Source organism: Methanosarcina sp. DH2, assembly GCF_020804225.1.
Lineage (GTDB): Archaea > Halobacteriota > Methanosarcinia > Methanosarcinales > Methanosarcinaceae > Methanosarcina.
On record NZ_WJBI01000004.1, the window covers coordinates 148702 to 168851 of the forward strand.

General features: G+C 42.7%; 16 protein-coding genes and 1 tRNA gene. 5 read left to right on the plus strand and 12 right to left on the minus strand.

The genetic code is table 11. The features are described 5' to 3' along the window. Positions 1-303: 303 nt before the first annotated feature. Together FXV91_RS07875 and FXV91_RS07880 are read right to left on the minus strand one after the other, a co-directional pair. A complete protein-coding gene (locus tag FXV91_RS07875) occupies positions 304-1425 on the minus strand; it encodes a hypothetical protein (RefSeq protein WP_229390034.1) in 1122 nt (373 codons plus the stop codon). 320 nt (positions 1426-1745) lie between these two features. Continuing rightward, positions 1746-2426, minus strand: coding sequence for a dienelactone hydrolase family protein (locus FXV91_RS07880; protein ID WP_229390035.1), 681 nt, complete (start codon positions 2424-2426; stop codon positions 1746-1748). Positions 2427-2778: 352 nt separating this feature from the next. Between FXV91_RS07880 and FXV91_RS07885 the strand changes: the two genes are divergently transcribed. Further along, a complete protein-coding gene (locus FXV91_RS07885; RefSeq protein ID WP_229390036.1) occupies positions 2779-3186 on the plus strand; it encodes a PaaI family thioesterase in 408 nt (135 codons plus the stop codon). Positions 3187-3303: 117 nt separating this feature from the next. Here FXV91_RS07885 and FXV91_RS07890 read toward each other — a convergent pair. Next, positions 3304-3375, minus strand: a tRNA-Gly gene (locus FXV91_RS07890). Between the two features lie 212 nt (positions 3376-3587). Here FXV91_RS07890 and FXV91_RS07895 point away from each other — a divergent pair. From FXV91_RS07895 to lysA, 3 genes are all read left to right on the plus strand, one after another. Next, positions 3588-5330 (plus strand): ATP-dependent DNA ligase, encoded by a 1743-nt coding sequence (locus FXV91_RS07895; RefSeq protein WP_229390037.1) that lies wholly within the window; start codon positions 3588-3590, stop codon positions 5328-5330. Between the two features lie 196 nt (positions 5331-5526). After that, positions 5527-7281: a DNA polymerase/3'-5' exonuclease PolX gene (gene polX, locus FXV91_RS07900; protein WP_229390038.1), complete on the plus strand. Its 1755-nt coding sequence runs from the start codon at positions 5527-5529 to the stop codon at positions 7279-7281. 212 nt (positions 7282-7493) lie between these two features. Next, complete coding sequence (gene lysA, locus FXV91_RS07905; protein WP_229390039.1) at positions 7494-8756, plus strand: diaminopimelate decarboxylase; 1263 nt, start codon at positions 7494-7496, stop codon at positions 8754-8756. Positions 8757-8917: 161 nt separating this feature from the next. Here lysA and FXV91_RS07910 read toward each other — a convergent pair whose 3' ends face one another. Next, entirely contained in the window at positions 8918-9472 is a 555-nt protein-coding gene (locus FXV91_RS07910) for a ferredoxin domain-containing protein (protein ID WP_229390040.1), read from the minus strand. A 98-nt stretch (positions 9473-9570) separates the two neighbouring features. Here FXV91_RS07910 and FXV91_RS07915 point away from each other — a divergent pair, with 98 nt between their 5' ends. Continuing rightward, entirely contained in the window at positions 9571-9909 is a 339-nt protein-coding gene (locus FXV91_RS07915; RefSeq protein WP_229390041.1) for a winged helix-turn-helix domain-containing protein, read from the plus strand. A 355-nt stretch (positions 9910-10264) separates the two neighbouring features. On the opposite strand, the gene pscS is transcribed toward FXV91_RS07915, so the two are convergent. The 8 genes from pscS to cofD form a co-directional block, all read right to left on the minus strand. Further along, positions 10265-11425 carry an O-phospho-L-seryl-tRNA:Cys-tRNA synthase gene (pscS, locus tag FXV91_RS07920; RefSeq protein WP_229390042.1) on the minus strand — a complete coding sequence of 387 codons (1161 nt, stop codon included), beginning with the start codon at positions 11423-11425 and terminating at the stop codon, positions 10265-10267. 521 nt (positions 11426-11946) lie between these two features. Further along, positions 11947-12225, minus strand: coding sequence for a DNA-directed RNA polymerase subunit L (locus FXV91_RS07925; protein ID WP_229390043.1), 279 nt, complete (start codon positions 12223-12225; stop codon positions 11947-11949). A 112-nt stretch (positions 12226-12337) separates the two neighbouring features. Further along, positions 12338-13411 (minus strand): exosome complex RNA-binding protein Csl4, encoded by a 1074-nt coding sequence (locus tag FXV91_RS07930; protein WP_229390044.1) that lies wholly within the window; start codon positions 13409-13411, stop codon positions 12338-12340. A gap of 475 nt (positions 13412-13886) precedes the next feature. Beyond that, entirely contained in the window at positions 13887-14480 is a 594-nt protein-coding gene (locus FXV91_RS07935) for an METTL5 family protein (protein ID WP_229390045.1), read from the minus strand. A 135-nt stretch (positions 14481-14615) separates the two neighbouring features. Then, a complete protein-coding gene (gene dph2 / locus FXV91_RS07940) occupies positions 14616-15623 on the minus strand; it encodes a diphthamide biosynthesis enzyme Dph2 (RefSeq protein WP_229390046.1) in 1008 nt (335 codons plus the stop codon). Next, positions 15604-16173, minus strand: coding sequence for a hypoxanthine/guanine phosphoribosyltransferase (gene hpt, locus FXV91_RS07945; RefSeq protein ID WP_229390047.1), 570 nt, complete (start codon positions 16171-16173; stop codon positions 15604-15606). The genes dph2 and hpt overlap by 20 nt, the downstream gene beginning before the upstream one ends. A gap of 418 nt (positions 16174-16591) precedes the next feature. After that, positions 16592-18700 (minus strand): FmdE family protein, encoded by a 2109-nt coding sequence (locus FXV91_RS07950; RefSeq protein WP_229390048.1) that lies wholly within the window; start codon positions 18698-18700, stop codon positions 16592-16594. 435 nt (positions 18701-19135) lie between these two features. Next, entirely contained in the window at positions 19136-20065 is a 930-nt protein-coding gene (gene cofD, locus FXV91_RS07955) for a 2-phospho-L-lactate transferase (RefSeq protein ID WP_229390049.1), read from the minus strand. Positions 20066-20150: the final 85 nt, after the last annotated feature.

Here is a 20150-nt window from a genome sequence, read left to right on the forward strand (position 1 = left end):
TCTTAGAAAAATATATTTCAAGAAAATTGTTCAAATCGGAGATTTACATTTAACTTTCAGTATTTAACTTTCAGTATTACAGTAATAGTGGAATCAAGCTGGATTAAAAAACTGACTTTAGATATTAAGAAAACATTAGATAAGAGAAAAAGATGCAAGAAATAGTTAAAAAAGAGTAAAGAACAGCAAACTGTAAAACTACAAGCTTGCAGTCTCTACTTTTAAACTAACTCAGTAATCAACATTTTGATTACTTATCCCTTTGTTCCTACTTTATTACGCGAAAGTTTTACCGATCAATGATCACACTACATCTTCGGTCATATCATCCGTATCTTCGGTCATATCATCCGTATCTTCGGTCATATCATCCGTATCTTCGGTCATATCATCCGTATCTTCGGTCATATCATCCATATCTTCTGTCATGTTACCCATTTCTTCGATTATAGTCGTGCTTTGAGTTATATCACAGGTAACGTTCTTGGTCACGATTCTAATCATATCATCTATGCTTCTGACTATGACTATTTTTCCGGTTACGTTATCCATGCCTTCATCCATGTCTTCATCCGTTCCGGTTATGTTATCCATGGTCCCGATAATAGCCGTATTTCCGTCCATCGCGATCAGATCATCTATGTCTTCATCTTCCATTTCGGCCATATCATCCATATTTCTGATTACAACCATCTTTCCGGTAAGATCGCATGTCATGGGTTCAGTCATATTATCCGTATCTTCGTCCATTTCGGTCATATTGGACAGTGCTTCAGCAACTTCGTCAATGTCACCCATATTTCTGATTACAACCATTTTTCGGGTCATATCGCCTGTTACGGTTCCGGTCATATTTCCGGTCATGAGCACAGTCATATTATCCATATCTTCGGTCATGTTATTCATACCGGTGGCATTATCCATGTCTTCGACCGTGTTGAATGTGATCGTTCCGGTCATATTTCCAGTCTTGAGTATGATCATATTTTCGATGACATTATTCATGTCTTCGGTAACGTTCATATCTTCGGTTATGTTATTCGTTCTTCCGAAAATAACCACGTTTCCGGGGATATCATCCGCACTTCCGATCATAACCGCTTTTTCGGTCATATTGCCCAGGTCTCTGATTAGAATTATTTTCCCGGTCACATCAGACGTCATGTCCTCGGTAACGTTATTCATGCCATCAGTAACGTTATTCGTATCATCGGTGACATTATTCATATCATCGGTGGCGTTATCCGTTTCTTCGACTATAACTGCATTTCCGGTTATATTACATGTGATATTTTCAGTAATATTTCCTTTCATGATCACATCTATGTCTTCCATATTTCCGAGCATATTAGTTTGTGCTTGCACGGATACGATAGACAAGGTCAGGCACAGCGCTAGCAGAGAAACTATCAATTTCACTTTCATACATTACCCCCGTATACGAGTTCGACCTTCAGGCCAACTATATTAATAAAACTCAATTAAATAAAAGTTGATTTAATATTAATCAATTTAATAATAAAGGCGGAATTTATAAATACTTAATCTCTTTTTAATTATACTGAAGGTTAATTCAGTTTCAAGAGCTATGAAATGTTATGAAAGCTTTATTAACTATTAAGCAATGCCACTATTTATGACATAATTTTTATATAAGAAACTTAATAAGAAATTAGATAAACCAACCTTATTACAAATAGAAATCCAAAAGAGACATAGAGAACTTAAAAAGAGAAATAGAGAATTTATATTAAGTAATTTTTAATCCAGCTCTTTACTTCCTTATAGACTTCATCCGAGACTTCAGTTAAACTGTGCCCTGCCCCTTCGTATATTGTAAGCTTCTTTGGTTCATGTGCCAGAGAATATGCATATACCGAGCTTCCTGAAGGCAGTGTTTTATCCTCATCTCCGTGGATCAGGAGTACTGAAACCCCTTCTGCAAGATTGGAGATCGGGCTAACTCCTAAACTCTGAGTGGAAAGGGTAACTATTGTTTTCACCACATTTTCATTATGTGCAGCCTGAACAACGACAGCTCCTCCAAATGAGTGTCCTATCAGGCCAAGTTCAGTAATGCCTTCGCCTTTTATGAAATCAATTCCTACCAGCACATCCATTGTGGCTTCTGCCAGATCAGTAGGATACCTGAAACTGACTCTTAGCGAACTTATTCCGGACTCCAGCAAATCCATACATAAACGGGGATACAGGTCGTCCGCAGGGGTATCAAAGCCCCCTCCAATTCCTCCAACCATAATTACTGCCTTATTCGTATCCTCAGCAGTGTAATAACGGCATTCAACCCTTCCACGGCTTGTTTCGATTGTGACGAGTTCAAATCCATCTCCGGGCCCTTTATTTATACCAAGAATACTGGCTTCCAGTACTTCATCCCCGAATTCTGTTCTCTTTCTCCCATCCATAAACCTATCTAAAACTCCGGCTTATTAGGCATTTACGGATAGCACTAAATTATTCATTAACAGATTGTGGAACAGGCTTTAAAAAACAAAATAAGAAAGCGATTTCTAAAGTCATATATTGATAATCAAATTAAAAAGGAGCTTGAAAAAGGAGATTTAAAAAGGAGATTTAAAAAGGAGATTTAAGAAGGAATTTGAAAGAGATATAAAGATAACTGAAAGAAAAAGTGGAGCCTTCTTTCAAACGGAAAAGAAAAGAAAAATATTCCTGAATGCAGCCTTCAAGGAATAACTTTAATTAAAAATATGGCAAATGGAAAGTGATTTTACTGACAATTACCGGAGTAATTTTATGGAAGATCTCAAAAAGTTTTTTAAAAAAGATAAATTCGCTGCACATACAGGAATAGAATTGCTGGAAGTTTCCCCAGGATATGCAAAAGCCATGATGGAGATAGAAGAAAAACACCTGAATGCGTTAAAAGCAGTGCAGGGTGGGGCATTGTTTACTCTCGCAGACCTTGCTTTTGCAGCAGCATCAAATGCATACGGGATTGCTGCAGTTGGGATCAATTCAAATATCTCTTTTGTAAAAGCTGCAACAAAAGGGACTTTAACAGCCGAAGCAAAGGAAACTTCAATAAACCCTAAAATCGCCACATATACTGTGAATATCACTGACGACGAAGGAGATCTCGTAGCAATATTTCAGGGAATGGTCTATAGAAAAAAGTTTACGCTTGACTTTTCGGATGTTTAAGTTCCAGAAATCAGAAATTCTGTTGTAAGCAACAAAAAAATACTACTAAAATAAAAATGTCAATTAAAGTTAAAATTGTTATTTTTTATACAGTAAAAGTTTTAAAAAAACTCAGGATGCGACTGCCGGGATTCGAACCCGGGTTCTAAGCTTGGGAAGCTCAGGTCATAGCCACTAAACCACAGTCGCAGACTGTCTTAAAGAACTGCTGTGTACTCTTCTCATGCATCTTTTAGATATTAAATGTTTCGGTAAAAGGAGAGAGATGCCGAAGAGTACTGGTTTATCCTTTACTGGAAATGAATATCTATTTCTTAAACTTGAGGGTGCAAAGCGATAAAGACCGGGGCAAGGAATAGTTATTGTAGAAAATTTCAAACCGCTTATTCGGAGAGGGGTCAATGGCGCGGTTTAAAGAGCTTGCAGAGCTTTTTGAGGAGCTTGAGAAGATCACGTCCCATAAGGAAATCGTAAGGAAACTTGCTGGTTTTTTTGAGGGGCTCAAAGGAAATGAGGTGAGGGATAGTGCGTATCTTTTTCTTGGGAGCATAGGACCTGCCTTTGAGAACACAACATTAGGAATTAAGGACAGGCTTGCCATAAGAGCCATCGCAGGGGCTTATGGAGTTCCCGAAGAAGAGGTCATAAGAAAGTATGCAAGGGAAGGAGACCTTGGAGATGTGGCTTTTGTGCTCAGCGAGAAAAGAGAAGCATCCCTGACTATTGAAGATGTTTTTGAAAGGCTGAGACAGATAAAAGAAGCCTCAGGAAAAGGAAGCCAGGAGGAAAAGACCGGGCTTCTTTCCGATATCTTGCAGAAAGCCACGCCTGAAGAAGGGAAATATATTGTGAGGCTCGTACTGGGGAGGCTCAGGCTCGGATTTGGAGACCAGTTTTTGCTCGAAGCTTTCTCCATCGCCTTCACAGGAGATAAAAAACACGCAGGAAAAATAAAAGAAAGCTACAGCGTCTGTACGGATATAGGGAAACTGGCAAAAACCCTTGCAGAGCACGGAGCCAGGACTCCAGGGAATTTTTCCATAAAGCCGGGAAGACCTGTAAAATCAATGCTTTCCCAGCGTGTTGAAAGCTTTGAAGAGCTTGAAAAAAGGGTTCAGGGCAAAAAAGCAGCTGAAGAGAAGTATGACGGAGAAAGGATACAGGTCCACAAAGACGGAGACTGGATTAAAGCGTTTTCCCGGAGGCTTGAGGACATCACTGCCCAGTATCCGGATATTATCGAAGCAGTTAAAAAAAGTGTCACTGTGGATAAAATCGTGCTTGATGGAGAAATAGTTGCATACGCTGAACTGGAGAAAGACGGTAATCGGATAGAAAAATTTTATCCGTTTCAAAGGCTTATGCAGAGGCGCAGAAAATACGAGATTGAAAAGTACAGGGAGAAATGTCCTGTTGCGGTTTTCTTTTTTGATATCCTTTACCTTAATGGAGAGTCCCTTCTAAAGAAACCCTATCCTGAAAGAAGAGCTTTGCTTGAAATGCATGTTGCTGTTCAGGGAATAGTTCATCTGGCCAGGAGAACCATTACGGAAAACATTGAGGAAATTGAAGACTTTTTTAACGAAACCGTCGAGAAAGGGCTTGAAGGGATCGTAGTCAAATCCATGAGTAGCGGCTCTGTTTACGAAGCCGGAAAAAGGAGCTGGTTCTGGTTCAAATGGAAACAGGAATACTCAGAAGGAATGAGAGAGACCTTTGATCTCGTGGTTGTCGGGAGCTATTACGGAAGGGGGAGGAGAAGAGGGTCCTTTGGGGCGCTTCTCTGTGCGGTCCTGAATGAAGAGGAACAGCGGTTCGAAACTTTAACAAAAGTAGGTACTGGTTTTACTGAAGCGGATGCAGAAGAAATCAATAGTTTGCTTTCAGCCCATATTGCGAGTGAAGCTCCAAAGAATGTCTCCATAAAAAAAGGGATGCTTCCTGACATTTTCATAGAACCGACAGTTGTTATTGAAGTCCTTGGCTCGGAGATCACAAACAGTCCCGGGCATACGGCAGGGGAAGGAAAAGAAGAAACAGGACTTGCGCTACGTTTTCCCCGTTTTTTGCGCATAAGGTATGACAGAGGCCCCTATGATGCCACGACGGTTAAGGAAATAAGGGACTTGAAGGACGGAGCTTGAAAGCTGGCAGGATAATAGAAAGAAAAGTTGGTAATAAAACCGGCTGAGAAAGTAGGAGAAAAGGAAAGCTGTTAACAGGACAGGTTGAGAAGGAGGAGAAAAAGAAAAATGGAGTAAAAGAAAAGAGAAAAAAGTATAAGCAAAAAATCTTGACGAGAGGGAAGGAAAAAACACTGAAAAGGGGGTTGGGGAGCCGTTGCGAAACCGTGAGATTGCCGAATTGTTATATGAAACTGCTGATATTATGGAGTTCCAGCAGATTGAATGGAAACCGCGAGCCTACAGGCGGGCAGCTCAGAATATAGAAAACTTTGGTGAGGATATTGAGAAGGTCTATGAGAGAGAAGGAAAAGAGGGGCTGACAGGGATTCCGGGAGTAGGCGAATCTATTGCTGACCATATAGCCGAATACCTGGAAACCGGAAAGGTGGAAAAATTTGAAAAACTGAAAGTGAAAGCTCCTTCAGGCACTGCCGAGCTGATGGAGATCAGAGGGCTTGGAGCAAAAAAGATGAAAAGGCTTGCTGATGCGCTTGAGATAAAAACCATGTCAGACCTGAAAAATGCAGTTAATGCGCACAGGATCAGGAAGCTTGAAGGCTTCGGGGAAAAAAGCGAAGAAAATATCGCACGAGCAATTGAAAATTACGAAAAAAGCCACTCCAGAATAGCACTTGGAAAGGCACTCCCACTTGCCGAAGAAATCATATCTGCCCTGAAAACCGAACTCCAGACTAGAACTCCTAATGTTGACCTTTCGAAGATAATCTATACAGGCTCTCTGCGCAGGCTGAAAGAGACTATAGGAGATATTGATATCCTCGCAGAAGCGGAAGATAAAGAGGCAGGGAAGGTAATGAACGCTTTTGTTTCTCTTCCTGCAACAGGACAGGTTGTCTCAAAAGGGAGGACCAGAAGCAGCGTGATTCTTAAAGAAGGTCTTGGCATTGACCTGAGAGTAGTCCCTCCTGAAAGTTATGGGGCAGCTCTACAGTATTTCACGGGCTCAAAAGAACATAATATACAACTCAGGAATATCGCCCTCAAAGAAGGTTACAAGCTTTCCGAATACGGGCTATATGCAAAAGGTTCGGGAGAACAGGTTGCAGGCAAAAGTGAAGAAGAAATCTACAGGAAGCTTGGGCTTGAGTACATTGCGCCTGAGCTCCGGGAAAACAGAGGGGAAATTAAAGCTGCAGCAAAAAATGCCCTTCCCAGGCTTGTAGATGCGGGAGATCTCAGAGGAGATTTCCATATGCATACAAACTACAGTGAAGGGAGGGAAAGCCTTGAGGTTATGATAGAAAAAGCCGAAGCTATGGGTTACGAGTATATTGCTGTCACAGACCATTCACGCTCCCAGAGAATTGCAAACGGGATGGAAATCGAAACTCTGAAAACACAGTGGAAAGAAATCAAAGAGTTATCAAAGCGCTTCAGAATAAAAATCCTCAGAGGCTCAGAGGTTGAGATCCTTAAAGACGGAAGCCTTGACTATCCTGATGAAATCCTTAAGGAGCTTGATATCGTAGTCGGAGCTGTACACTCAGGTTTTTTCGCTTCAGAAAGAGAAATGACAGGAAGAATTGTAGCTTCCCTGGAAAATAAGCACCTTGACATACTTGCCCACCCATCAGGCAGGCTGCTCGGGAAAAGGGCGGCTTATGCTGTTAATTTCGGAAAGGTTTTTGAGGCGGCAGCGGCAGGCGGGAAAGTTATGGAGATTAACTGTCAACCCTCAAGGTTGGACCTTAACGATGAGCTTATCCTGAGGGCAAAAGACCATGGTCTGAAATTCTGTATTTCGACGGACAGCCATTCCATACCGGATCTTTCTTCCATGCGCTACGGGCTCGGGCAGGCAAGAAGGGGCTGGCTTGAAAAAGAAGACATTGTGAATACCTACCCGTACTCGAAGCTTAAGGAGGTCTTTAAAAAAATCCGGGATTGATAGGGATAATCAAAAAACAGAATCAAAAAAATCTGGCTTATCTGTAATTGATATTAAATAACAGAATTTATCTTTTTATAGGACGTGTTCCACTTCAGCAAAACCATAAATACCTTTTTATGCCAGTGCCTGAGATAGTGGGAAAACTAATAAAGGAATAAAAGTTCAAATTGATATAATACTGATTAAACAAGAGGCAAAAGGTTACAATAATGGTTTCAAAGGACCTCCCCTTCACCAGAGAAAATATCCTGAAAATAATGGAGAAATATCCCACCCCTTTTCATATTTACGATGAGAAAGCCATTCGGGAGAATGCCAGAAGAATGAAATCCGCCTTTAAAGATGTTCCCGGCTTTAAGGAGTTTTTTGCCGTAAAAGCTCTCCCCAACCCCTTCATCCTTAAGATCCTTAAAGAGGAAGGTTTCGGGGCGGACTGCAGTTCCCTGCCGGAATTGATCCTTGCGGAAAAAGCAGGGATGTCCGGCGATGATATTATGTTCAGTTCCAATGATACTCCTTCTGACGAGTTTATAAAGGCAAAGGACCTTGGCGGTTTTATTAATCTTGATGATATCACCCACATCTCTTACCTGGAAGAATATGCAGGGCTCCCGGAAATCGTTTGCTTCAGATACAATCCCGGGCCCCTGAAAGAAGGAAACGCAATCATTGGAAAACCCGAAGAGGCGAAGTACGGCTTCACCAGAGAGCAGCTTTTTGAAGGGTACAGTATCCTCAGAGACAAAGGCGTAAAGCGCTTCGGGCTGCACACAATGGTAGCCTCAAATGAACTTAATCCCGATTACTTCGTTGAAACCGCAAGGATACTCTTCGAGCTCATAGTTGAAATCTCTAAGGAGCTGGGGATAAGGTTCGAGTTCGTAAACCTCGGAGGAGGGATAGGCATACCCTACAGGCCTGAACAGGAACCGGTTTCCCTGGAAGCTGTTGCAAAGGGTGTAAAAGAAGCCTATGATGCTACGATCATAGCTAACGGGCTTGCCCCTCTCAAAGTTTATCTTGAATGCGGCAGGGTGATAACAGGTCCTTACGGTTATCTTGTCTCACAGGTCAGGCACCTCAAAAGCACATACAAAGATTACGTAGGCCTGGATTCCTGTATGGCAAACCTCATGCGTCCCGGGATGTACGGAGCCTACCACCACATTACAGTACTCGGAAAAGAAAAGAAAGCCCCTGCCCATAAATATGATGTGACCGGCTCCCTCTGCGAAAACAATGATAAATTCGCGATCGACAGGATGCTCCCCGAAATGGAGGTAGGAGATATTCTGGCAATTCACGACGCAGGCGCGCACGGGCATGCAATGGGCTTCAATTATAATGGAAAACTTCGCTCTGCCGAACTCCTGCTTAGAGAAGATGGAAGCGTTGTACAGATCCGCAGGGCAGAGACCATTGAAGATTACTTTGCAACCCTCGATTTCGAGCAGTTGAAAGGTTTCAGGTGAATGGCTCATCAGCATAATAGTAAGTAAAAATAGCAAAAGGTGGAGAATAATCTCGATTTTTTAAAATCCACCTTTTCTTTTGTGAATTCGTTTTTCCTTTTGCGGGTTTATTTTATTCAATGCCGGCATTTAACGACTTATTAAGGAATATCGATTTTTATTTAGGGTTTTCTTGTGGATTCCCTGTCAAAAAAAACATTTTTCCCTTTAATGCTGAGCGGAATTCCCATTGCCACGTCTGCATCGATCATCTCAAAATAACAGGAAGCAGCCCCTGCAGAATACATGATCCGGTTGTCGATGCAGAGGTCCTTTGCCTTTGCAGCAGCCGATCCCACGGCAATCCCGAGGTCCAGGTACTTGATCATGCACTGGGGACCGAGGAACTCTTTCCGCACTTTTTCGTGTTCAAGCATCTTTTTACAGGTTTCAAAACCGCATGCTCCGCAGTCAAGGTTGCCTACACCTGAGGCTTTCAGGCCTATAAGGACAATTGCGCCCGCGTCCCTTACATTCTTTGCGTCCCTGATTAGAAACTTAAGGTCTTTGATTTCACTCAGCTCTTCCATCCTGCTGGCAAGTTCTGATTTTTCTTCAGGGGAAAGGAGGCAGGTCACAATATCGTCAATACCTTTGCCTTTCGGAGCTGTCCGGGCCGCGGTGAGTATTATTTTTGCAAGCATTTCAATGGATTCGAGTTCAGGGTTTAATTTCATGCGGAGAAATTGGAAACTATTCTATAAATAGGTGAATCCGGGATGAGTCTATCCCACAAACTTATTTACATATTCAAGTCGATATATTAAAGACTACCATGACTCCCGAAGAAGCTGCAAAAAGAAAAAAAGAATGGGTCGCAAAGATGAAGCAGGAAGGCAAAATGAAAGAGAACATGAGCGAAGACCATAAGACCGTCCTGAATGCGCTCCAGAACCCTGCCCGGAGAAAAATCCTTAAAGCCCTTGAAAGGCGCAGGATGTCCCTTGAAGAAATCAAAGCAGAGTTCAAGCTCACTGATTACCAGGCACGCTACAACCTGAATATGCTTGAAAGCACCCTCTGTATCGAAAAGGAGGACAGCGAGGAATCTACATATTATGTCCTGACCCCACGGGGAGAAGGGTATGTAGAAAATGTGGAGTTGAAGAAGTAAAACAGACTGACCCGAAAAGGGATTCCGTTTTTAGCTCCATAAGCAATAAAAACAAAACATATAAACCTAAAACCTTTTTTTTGTAAGCATTTTTCTAGCCATGACAATAGCAGAAAACTCAAGATCCGAGTTTTTCTTGAAAATCAGAGGCGAAAATAAGTGTTCAGCCAGTGAAAAAAAATCATTCAAACGACTTATCACTCAGAATGAGACATTTTTCATAGGAACCCGTCATTCAGAATGGGAATCTAATTCCGATTTCAAAAGATAGATTCAAAAAAGTATTTATAATGCCCAGGGTAAGGAACTGTCAGATTCTTCCCGGACGTCAAAAAAGATCTAATTTTAGCGGATTTTAAACGTTCTCGTACTTCTTCAGGATATCTTCAAAAGCATCCGCAACAGTGCCGAGTTTTTCTTTTCCGAGCCCGAAGGTACTGAGCTTGAAAAATTTTGTAAGCCCGGACTTGATGCCGTGTATATTGCGTTCTTTGAGTTCCCTGTACAGGAAGTACCTTCCGTTCTTGACTTTCTGGGAAATTTCATAGAAACCCGGGGCTTCGAAGAACATAAGGTCATGAGAATGGGGTTTCTGCCCGCGCTGGATAAAACCCATGCCCTCAAGCCTTGAAGAGAACCAGCGAGCGTTTTCGACTTCCTGGTCCCAGTTCCGGACGCGCTTTACCACCTCAGGGAAAGAAGCCATCAAGGTCATAACCGTAGCTCCCCTTGCAGTGCATCCTAAAAGTTCGACTTCCTTTACTTTACTGTGTACGGATTTCCTGAACACGACCGGAGCATATTCCTCACTTACCCCGAGAACTCCGACCGGGCCTGATGCTGCCATTGACTTATGCCCGCTACCCACTACAAAGTCAACCCCGATTTCTTTTGCAGATACCGGCATTCTTCCTACAGAGTACGCTCCGTTCAGAAGAAGAGGCACGTTATATTCGTGGCAGACGGATGCAATCCTTCTGGCATCTGGAACGTTTCCGTAACTTCCGTCAGGATAAGTAACAAGTGCCAGAGCTGGAGGTTTTCCGCTTTCTTTCGTGACCTCTTCAATTGCAGTTCCATATCCTTCAGGGTCAAGGAAATATTCCGGGCTGCCTGCATGCGGCACTACTTTGATATTCAGGCCGGCTCTCTCGGCTGCAACATAAGAGGAATAATGGGCAAGCCCATCAAGCACGATCCAGTCCCCGGGCTTTCCTACGGAATGCATAATTGCAAATTTTGATTCTCTTGCCCCATTTGTAACTCTTGCTTCATCACAACCCAGAAATTCAGGCAGTGCCTGATGTACAAAATCATGGATCGGGGGTTTTTTAATCTGGTCCAGGACCCCACCACAGAAGTCGCAGACAGAGTAACCGTCTCCCCATTCAACAAGAGTCTGTCTGGCAGCCTCGGTCAAAAGCCCGCCGGTCTGGAGAGGGTCGATATTTATACTGCCAAGAGTTTCTCGTTTTATGAAACCAAACTTCTGTAAGGATGAATCGTCAAGTGTCATATTCTTTATACCTCAGCGAAATTGTAAAATAATTTCAAAGTGTGAATCTATAAGTTAAAACGTAAATTTAGGATTTCTGGTTAAACTTACGGTTCTGTCTAGATTATAAGACTTCCTGTTAGCCGGTAAATAGACTTATTGCTAATTACAAGATTTATGAATCCGAAGGTACGTTTCTGGTTTACTGATTATAACATTATGGAAACATTTACTGTAGATTGATTTGAATGTTTCTTACATAACTTAACCTGCAAGCTCTATGTACCAGTGATATGCCAAGAATTCATAAAAAAGTATGCCGGGAATAACCTGTAAAAAGAGCACTAAACTGCTGAAGAGTGGAGACTGCCATAGAAGAGAGCTGAATTTCATTTGCCTGAAGGCACAAAATGGGAAGAAAAGCACTATCCAGAAGCTTTTACTTGAAGAAGCCTTTAACTAAAGTACAAAGCAGGAGAAAGCCTCTAATAGAAGAAAAATGGAGCAAAACGCCTTAAAAAGACGTCCTGCAGTCATCGGCTTCAGGCATTTACTGCCTTGCTGAAGACATCGATAAACTCGTCACACTGAGCAACAATGATTGCTGCCGTTTCCTTTAAAACCAGAATCGGGTCTGATCCATCGGTTTTGAGGTAAAGGATAGGGTCGCTGATGCTCACATGTTTCATGTCGTAAAAAGCCGCTTCAACCCTTTCATCTTTAATCAGGAGGTCCTTAAGAAGATTGAGAAGGGTATGAGTTTCGCCTCTGAGCTCAACTTCGAGCTCGTTATTTGTTTTGGTAATGATGTTCAGTTCCATTGGTGACCACCTGTAAATGGTGAATAAAATAATCGGTTATAACAGCTGCCATAAAGGCATGATCCGCCATAAAATGCCGAAACCTGCATAAAGTAAGATGGGAAAGAGAAATTTACTGGATTCCTTTCCCGTACTCGGTTGAGATTTTACGGGTTTCAGTCATATTGCATACCGGGCATTTAAGCTTTTTCCCTTCCAGCACAAGTTCTCCTCTGCAGTTTGAGCAGTAAGCTTTTACAACTCCAAGAGAATCTTCGGCTGTAGTGAGGCGCAATCTATCAACATCAATGACTCGGGTTTTTATGATATCAGACGGTCTGAACTCATCTGACAGTCTCTTGACATAGGAGTCCCTTACATTTGAAACGTGGATATCCCCGGACCTTGTGTTGACAATTTCCCTGTTTTCTTTTCCTTCAATTCCTGCAACTTCCACCATTGCCCCGGACTCGCGGACGTCAGTGATCCTGCCGTAAATTATGTCCCCTACTTTCAGTATATTTGGAGTAAGGGTATTTGGCTTAACCGAGACTACTCTGGCTTTTCTGTCAATGAGTACATTGCCAGTAGCAGTAGAATAAATGTCTCCAGCAATTGTTGCTGTTCCAGGGCCTGGTTTGAATTCTTCTGTAGTTCCGACAAGTTCCCCCGGAAGAACAAAACCTCCTTTTTCAAGGTCTTCTTCCGATTTCACAGCTTCCCCGGCAGGCGGCCTGGAACCCGGCATTTCCTTCCGATCTCTGGGACCTTTCTTGGGGTATGGAAATCTCCTCTTTTTGTTAGGGTCGCCTTTGAACTGGTCCTTTGACTGGTCTCTTGAGTGTCCCCTGAACTGGTCTCTGGGCTGATCTCGAGATTGATCTCTGGGCTGATCTCGAGATTGATCTCTGGGCTGGTCTCGAGATTGATCTCTGGGCTGATCTCGAGATTGATCTCTGGGCTGGTCTCGGGGTTGACGACTTTTAAACTGGTCCCTGGACTGGCCTTTAAATTGATCTCTGGGCTGATCTCGAGACTGGTCTCTTGGCTGGCTTTTAAACTGGTCTCGGGATTGGTCCCTTTGCTGGCCTTTAAACTGATCCCTGTTTTCTGCAGTTGCTGGAACCGGCTTTTCGGCAACGGATTTTCCTTCACCAGGACTTGTTAATTTTTTCCTGGTAGTCTTATTTTTTCTAATTCTAATCATGATCCCTCATTCTAATTATCACTATTAGTGAATATATATAGTCGTTATAAATAGTCACTGTCTTATTTTTTTCAGTAATCGTTATAGAGCTTTTGGCGGAAATTGAACCCATTTGATTGCCCATTTAAGGAATAGGAACCATCTATTCCCATATTTTCATAGATTTATTATTCCCTTCTGGCAGTGTGTACAGTTCAGTGCATACAGAAGGAATTATCGTAAGTATCCATCGTAAGTATCCATCGTAAGTATCCATCGTAAGTATCCATCGTAAGTATCCATCGTAAGTATTTATCCAAGGTTATGTATCTCGATGTGATTATTTACGCTATGTATTTATTCTCTACGTTACGGATTTATTCGCTATGTTATAACCTGTTCTCTATTCAATGAGTTATGGATTCCGCCTTTTAAATAGGAACCTGAAGGTGAAAGCTGTAAAACATGACGCCTAAATGACTCGTGAACCCGGGCCTTATTCATGAACAGCAATTCTGTAAATCTCTACTTCAATAATCTCTCTTTCTTTTTGATGAAAGTCGAAAGTCCTTTTTATAGGGAATTTCGCAACATAAGAGTGTGTAATGACCGCAGGCTTAATGAACTTTTGGATAAAAGCAAGGCTTCCGCGGTTGTGGATGGAATATATTACCTCACTTGTTCTTAATGCTGACGAAAGAAAGGGTCTGTCTCTGCCTTTAACTCTTGCCCCGAACGGAGGGTTCATAAGGGTGGTTTTTACGCGTTCTGAGACTTCCGTAATATCGGAGCAAACGAATTCAACCTCCACTCCGAGCTTCTCGGCATTTTTTTTTGCAACCTTAAGCGCCTTTGAGTCCGCATCATATCCCAGAACCTTCCTGGCTCCCAGAATTTTTGCCCCTATTGCAAGAATGCCTGTACCGCAGCCCAGATCCTGAACTGATTCGTCAAGGTCTCCCTGCATGTAAGCGAAATGGAGTATTTCCGCAGCAAGAAGGGAAGGAGTCTGGTATTGCTCCAGCTCAAGTTCGGGATTGGAAAAACCTTCTATTTCTTCAAGCAGTATTTCAAGTTTTCTCTGTTTCATATCTTTTGAATTTTCTATGTTCAATCTTTTGAGCTTTTATGCTTCACAACTTTTGCGCTTTTTATGCTTCACAACTTTTGCGCTTTTTATGCTTCACATCTTTTGCGCTTTCTCTGTTTTATACCTGGTAAAAGGTTATACAGGTTCTTCAGTAATTTCGTCCAGCACAAGTTTTTCCCATTCGCGTTCTCCAAGCACGATCTCAAATTCTTGTGGCGTCAGCATAGGGGAAGGAAAACGCCCCACTTCGTCCACAGCAAGCCTGGGACAGGCAGTGTTTACGAAAGCATCCACCTTGAACTGAAGTAGCTGGTCCGGGGTTACGAGATCGATAAGGATCAGGTGTGCTTCTTTTCCATGCTTTTTTGCGAGTTCTTTCAGGGAAGAGGCAAGTCCCATCCTCTTCTGCCCGTTTTTGCTTGAGACAATGATCCCGAAAACCTGTGCATCCAGAGATTTTGCAATTACCGCACTGCGCTGGCGGAGAACCCTTGAAGGGTCAACCTCACGAACCTCTCCGGAAAACGGGTCAGCTGCAAGGACACGCCTTTTTGTGGAAAGAGCTACCCCAAGGGGATGGAAGTCACCGCTTCCGATATAAAGGTACTCATCACAATCTTCATCCCTCGCTGCCGAAAAATTGCAGCCGAGCACCTGTCCTGCATAGGCAATCCTTGAATCTCCACGCCCGATAACGCAGATCTTTCCCCGTTTCTCGAGCACACTGCATGCATCAGGAAGCTTATGGGCATGCTGGACAGTGGTTATCAGGCCTATTCTCTCTCCTTTAAGTTCCGGGACAGCCTTTTCAACAACAGGCCGGACATCAATAGATGATCGTGTTTCAATAAAGTACACTTTATCCGAAAGCTTAACGTCTTCAAGTTCCGCATGCCCGAAGTGGAAAAGAATATCAACGTGATCAAGGAGAGTCCTGTCCAGGTCACACGCCCCAAAGCACGGGTCTCCTGAGATGATAATTTCAGCTCCGGTAGCCTCCTCAACGGCTTTCGCAAGTCCCGGGCCTTTGCGCTTCAGCCCTTCGGGGAACTGAAAGCCCACAAGCTTTGCTTTCGTATCCTTTATTACGCTGATTATATAGTCAGGCCTTAAATCGAATGCTTCACTGATTCCCAAAGACATTCTTAATCTCCACACCCTTCTCGCTCACATCAATTGTGACGAGAATCTTGGGTTCAACCCCGAGTTCCTTCAGCTTAAGATAGCCGTCTCCACGCCCTATAACGGAAATTACATCCGTTACCTCAACGCCCATAATTTTTAGCGCCCTTACGAGTGCAAGAAGTGTACCACCTGTACTGATAACGTCATCAACGATAATTATTCTGTCTCCCTTTTTGAGCCCGTTTATATAGAGGACGCCCTTAGAATATCCTGTGCTCTGGGAAAGTTCCACCTCTCCTTCAAGGAAGTAGGGCCTTTTCCGAACAATAGTAAGAGAGATTCCGGTTTTCAGGGAGAGGGCATTTGCAACCGGGATCCCCATAGCTTCCACAGTCAGGATAGTGTCAACATTCATATCTGCTATCTTTGTGATGTAATCGGAAATCTCTTCTACCATATGGGGATCTATGGAAGGTACACCATCAGAAATAGGATGGATAAAATAATTGTATTCACCCCGCTTGATCACAGGGGAATTAATCAGTGACTCTCTAAGTCTTTCAAGCATGGTTTTAACCTTTTTTTGGCTATTCAATATTCCGAGAAGTAAAAAATCCTGAAATCATATCCTGCAACCTCGAATATACTGTCTCCCGAAGAAGATGCAGATATACAAACATGCTACCTGGAAAGATAAATCGATTTCAGGAAACATTGAGGTACTTGATATAGCTTTGGTTTTTCCAGATGCCATTTCTACTTACATCCGGGATGCAGGGGAATTTGTAATAAATAGTTAAGTCAGTGTTAATAAATTTAAGGATAATATATGCAAAAAACATATGTAAAAAATATATGTAAAAAGCATATGTAAAAAATTGCTAAAAATAAAAAAGAACCCAGAGTAAAAAAGAAAATGGGTGAAAAAAACCCGTCAAATGCCTTCAATCGCCAGTACCGGGCATTCTGCCCTGTTCTAGACTTATTCATATAGTTATTGATTCCAGGGATTCCATATTCTGGGTGCTGACATTTCTCTCCTGATTGAGCAGTCCAAGGACTACATAGGGATTTGCATCTGCCTGTTTCATTTCGCTAAGGGTATCCCCATCAATGTCGATGACTGTGACTTCCGTAACAAGGCCCTCCCAGTTTTCTTGATCCATAAGCCAGAGGTCCTTCAGATATTTTGAAACCCATGAAGGGTCATCTTCTTTTGCCCCGCAATTCGCACTCACTACATCAGAGTTATATCCCAATACAACTGCTTTCAGAGTTCCTGCACTTTTATCCCTGACAACGAAAATTCCAGCAAGGTTACTATCAATTGCTTCCAGTTCTTCGTCTGTCAGTTCAGAGATAAAAATCCCTCCTTTTCCAGGGCTGGCATCCCAGCGCTTTAAGAAAACATCATCCTTACACCATTGAGGGGTGGAGAAAACCGTATAACTTACCCCTTCCTCAAGCGGGTAATTATCTTCCAGCCAGTTTGCAAGCACAAAGCCGCTGGAAACTCCTGGACAGAAATGGTTGTGTATTTCCAGGCACTGCATGAGTTCATAATCGAGATTTTCTGTAGCCCAGGCATTGGAGATTGTAAGGATGGCAAATTCGCGCCCGTTAAAAACCGTAGAATTCACTTTTTCACTCCAGGCTGCTATAGACTCCTGGCTTCCGGAAAGTGTATCAAAGTCTATATTTTCTGTGACCTGATAGCTGATCTCATCCTCGTCTCCGTATGAAACCTCGATATAGGTACAGTTCCCGCTTGATTTGTCAAAGAAAGCAAACCAGAGAGGAGCATTTCTTGAGTTCTGGACTATAAGGAGGTTCTTTGTATACTGCAACTCCCTTCCATAAAACTCCGAATAGAAGTCATTTAAAAAGAAATCGGACTCTGCAGGAGAGCCGATATCAGTCATTATAAAAGTGTCTTCAGGTCTAAGAACTCCCAGTTCTGCTTCGGCTGCGGAAAAGACCTGATCCATCAGTTCCTTATCATTAACTGGAGGATTAACGTTTCCCGTTGAGTTGAGAAGCCCGAGAACTTCATAGGGATTGACCCCTGCCCGTTTCATTTCTCTCAGGGAATCCTTATCAATGTCAATAACTGCGATTTCTGTAACAAGGCCTTCTTCATCCCAGTTTTCCCTGTCCATGAGCCAGAGATCCTGCAGGTATTTTGAGACCCAATCAGGATCGCCTTCCTTTGCCCCGCATTTAGCACGCGTGACATTAAAGTCAAACCCAAGTACTACTGCCTTCATTGTTCCGGCATTCTTATCCGTAACCACAAAGATTCCGGCAGGAGAGTTCCCGATTGCTTCTATTTCCTCGTCTGCCAGCGCAGAGACAAAGATTCCCCCTTTTCCGGGAGTTGCATCCCAGCGCTTAACGAAGACATCTTCTTTGCACCAGTTGGGGCAGGAGAAAATAGTGTAACTTACCCCTTCCTCAAGCGGGTAATTATCTTCCAGCCAGTTTGCAAGCACAAAGCCGCTGGAAACCCCCGGACAGAAGTGATTGTGTAGTTCCAGGCACTGCGTCAGTTCATAATCAAGATTTCCGGTAGCCCAGCCGTTGGAAATCGTAAGAATCGCAAACTCACGCCCATCAAAAACCGTTGAGTTCACTTTATCATTCCAGGCTGCTATGGACTTCTTATTTTTTGAAAGTTCATCAAAGTCTATATTTTCTGTGACCTGATAGCTGATCTCATTCTCATCTCCATATGAAACCTCGACAAAAGTGCAATTCCCGCTGGATTTGTTAAAGAAAGCAAACCATAGAGGGGCGTTCCTTGCGTTCTGGACTACAAGCAGGTTCTGTGTATACAGTAACTCCCGTCCATAAAACTCCGAATAGAAATCGTCCAGAAAAACATAAGACTCTGCAGGAGAACCGATGTCGGTAATTATAAGGGTGTCTTCAGGTCCGATAACCCCCAGATCTGTTTCGGCTGCGGCAAAGACCTGGGCCATTAACCCCTCGTTATTAACTTCAGCTGCCATCCCCGGAATAGAGCCGAGGGAAAAAATAAGTATTGTCAGAAAGACAAAATCCGTGATTTTTGTCTTGATTTTCTTGTTAGTCATTACACTTTCTCCGATAATGCTTTTTCCTCTACTGTCCACAAATTATTTATTTAATCTGACAAAATACAGTATTAGTCAGAGAGCAGTAGTAATAGTTAAGATAAAATTCCAATTTTATGTTTTTTAGTGTTACAAAAGATGAAAAAAATAATACATAAAACTTTCGAATTTTGTTAACGTTGAAGACACATCAATAGAAAAAAAGAGACGGAAAAGGAAGTTTACGGGAAAGAAAGGGAAGGAAAAAGGGGAAAGAAAAGTAGAAGGAAAAAAGATAAAGAAAAAAACAAAGAAAAAAGGTAAAGAAAAGAGAAAAAGGAAGTAAAGGAAGTTAAAAAAGAAAAATGTAAAGGAAGTTAAAAAAGAAGTAAAGGAAGTTAAAAAAGAAAAATGTAAAGAAAAAAGGAATAGAGAAAAGAAAGTTAAAAAAGAAAATTAAGGACAGACAATAGTGTCGAAAAGCCCTACTATTATCTCTGCCAGTTCTTTGCTCTTATCGGTAGAGGTCATGAGGGTATCGGCGCGGGTAGCATGACATCCGAGCCTTTCAAACGCGAATTCGTCTGCCTGGTCTCTTTCATCGAAAACAAAGACATCAAGGAAGTCCTGATAATATTCCGCAACTCCCATAGAAGAGACCTCGAGCCCGCATGCCTGCATCAGTTTTCCGGCAGGCCCGCTGACAGGAGCGTTTCCTATAATCGGGCTGACTGCAACAACTTTTTTCTGCATCAGCAGTTCCCTCATTCCAGGCAGGGAAATAATAGGTCCTATGCTGGTTATTGGGTTGCTCGGACCTATGAGGACTCTATCATCCTTCTCAAGGGCTTCCAGAACCTTTTTAGCAATGGAAGCTTCGGAAACTCCCCTTATATCAACTCCAAGCACATCGGGCTCTCCATGATTTCCGATCCAGAAATCCTGAAAATGCATAACCCCTTTCAGGGTCTCTATATAGGTGGAAACAGGGTCATCGGACATGGGTAAAATGTTCGCATCGATCCCGAAAAGAGATGTAAGTTTCACTGTTGCATCCGTGAGGGATGCCCCGTTCCTGATAAGGTTCGAGCGGATAATATGGGTTGCCCTGTCCCTGTCCCCGAGCTTCATATTTTCTTCGACCCCAAGTTCCTGCATGCGCTCATAAGTCCTGAAGGTGTCGTTTTCTATGCCCCACCACTTCTTCCGGTCAATCTGGTCTGAGAAGAGATAGAGAACTGTGTCAAGGTCTGGAGTGATCAGGTTCCCAGAAACCCACAGGTCTTCGGCAGTGTTTACAACAATGGTCAGTTCCTCCGGTGGGAGGATTTCCTTGAGCCCGTCAAGGAGTTTGGGAGTTCCGGTGCCGCCTGAGAATATAATCATGATAATACCTTTTCCCGAGTTTTATTCAGCCTTCGGGTAGCAGCTGATCTGCAACTAGTATTAAATTAATAGCATCAAAGTAATA

Excerpts from the sequence above, each read along its gene's own strand:
- FXV91_RS07875 (WP_229390034.1), bottom strand. The coding sequence starts at position 1,425 with ATGAAAGTGAAATTGATAGTTTCTCTGCTAGCGCTGTGCCTGACCTTG.
- FXV91_RS07880 (WP_229390035.1), bottom strand. The coding sequence starts at position 2,426 with ATGGATGGGAGAAAGAGAACAGAATTCGGGGATGAAGTACTGGAAGCC.
- FXV91_RS07885 (WP_229390036.1), top strand. The coding sequence starts at position 2,779 with ATGGAAGATCTCAAAAAGTTTTTTAAAAAAGATAAATTCGCTGCACAT.
- FXV91_RS07895 (WP_229390037.1), top strand. The coding sequence starts at position 3,588 with ATGGCGCGGTTTAAAGAGCTTGCAGAGCTTTTTGAGGAGCTTGAGAAG.
- lysA (WP_229390039.1), top strand. The coding sequence starts at position 7,494 with ATGGTTTCAAAGGACCTCCCCTTCACCAGAGAAAATATCCTGAAAATA.
- FXV91_RS07910 (WP_229390040.1), bottom strand. The coding sequence starts at position 9,472 with ATGAAATTAAACCCTGAACTCGAATCCATTGAAATGCTTGCAAAAATA.
- FXV91_RS07915 (WP_229390041.1), top strand. The coding sequence starts at position 9,571 with ATGACTCCCGAAGAAGCTGCAAAAAGAAAAAAAGAATGGGTCGCAAAG.
- pscS (WP_229390042.1), bottom strand. The coding sequence starts at position 11,425 with ATGACACTTGACGATTCATCCTTACAGAAGTTTGGTTTCATAAAACGA.
- FXV91_RS07925 (WP_229390043.1), bottom strand. The coding sequence starts at position 12,225 with ATGGAACTGAACATCATTACCAAAACAAATAACGAGCTCGAAGTTGAG.
- FXV91_RS07930 (WP_229390044.1), bottom strand. The coding sequence starts at position 13,411 with ATGATTAGAATTAGAAAAAATAAGACTACCAGGAAAAAATTAACAAGT.
- FXV91_RS07935 (WP_229390045.1), bottom strand. The coding sequence starts at position 14,480 with ATGAAACAGAGAAAACTTGAAATACTGCTTGAAGAAATAGAAGGTTTT.
- dph2 (WP_229390046.1), bottom strand. The coding sequence starts at position 15,623 with ATGTCTTTGGGAATCAGTGAAGCATTCGATTTAAGGCCTGACTATATA.
- hpt (WP_229390047.1), bottom strand. The coding sequence starts at position 16,173 with ATGCTTGAAAGACTTAGAGAGTCACTGATTAATTCCCCTGTGATCAAG.
- FXV91_RS07950 (WP_229390048.1), bottom strand. The coding sequence starts at position 18,700 with ATGACTAACAAGAAAATCAAGACAAAAATCACGGATTTTGTCTTTCTG.
- cofD (WP_229390049.1), bottom strand. The coding sequence starts at position 20,065 with ATGATTATATTCTCAGGCGGCACCGGAACTCCCAAACTCCTTGACGGG.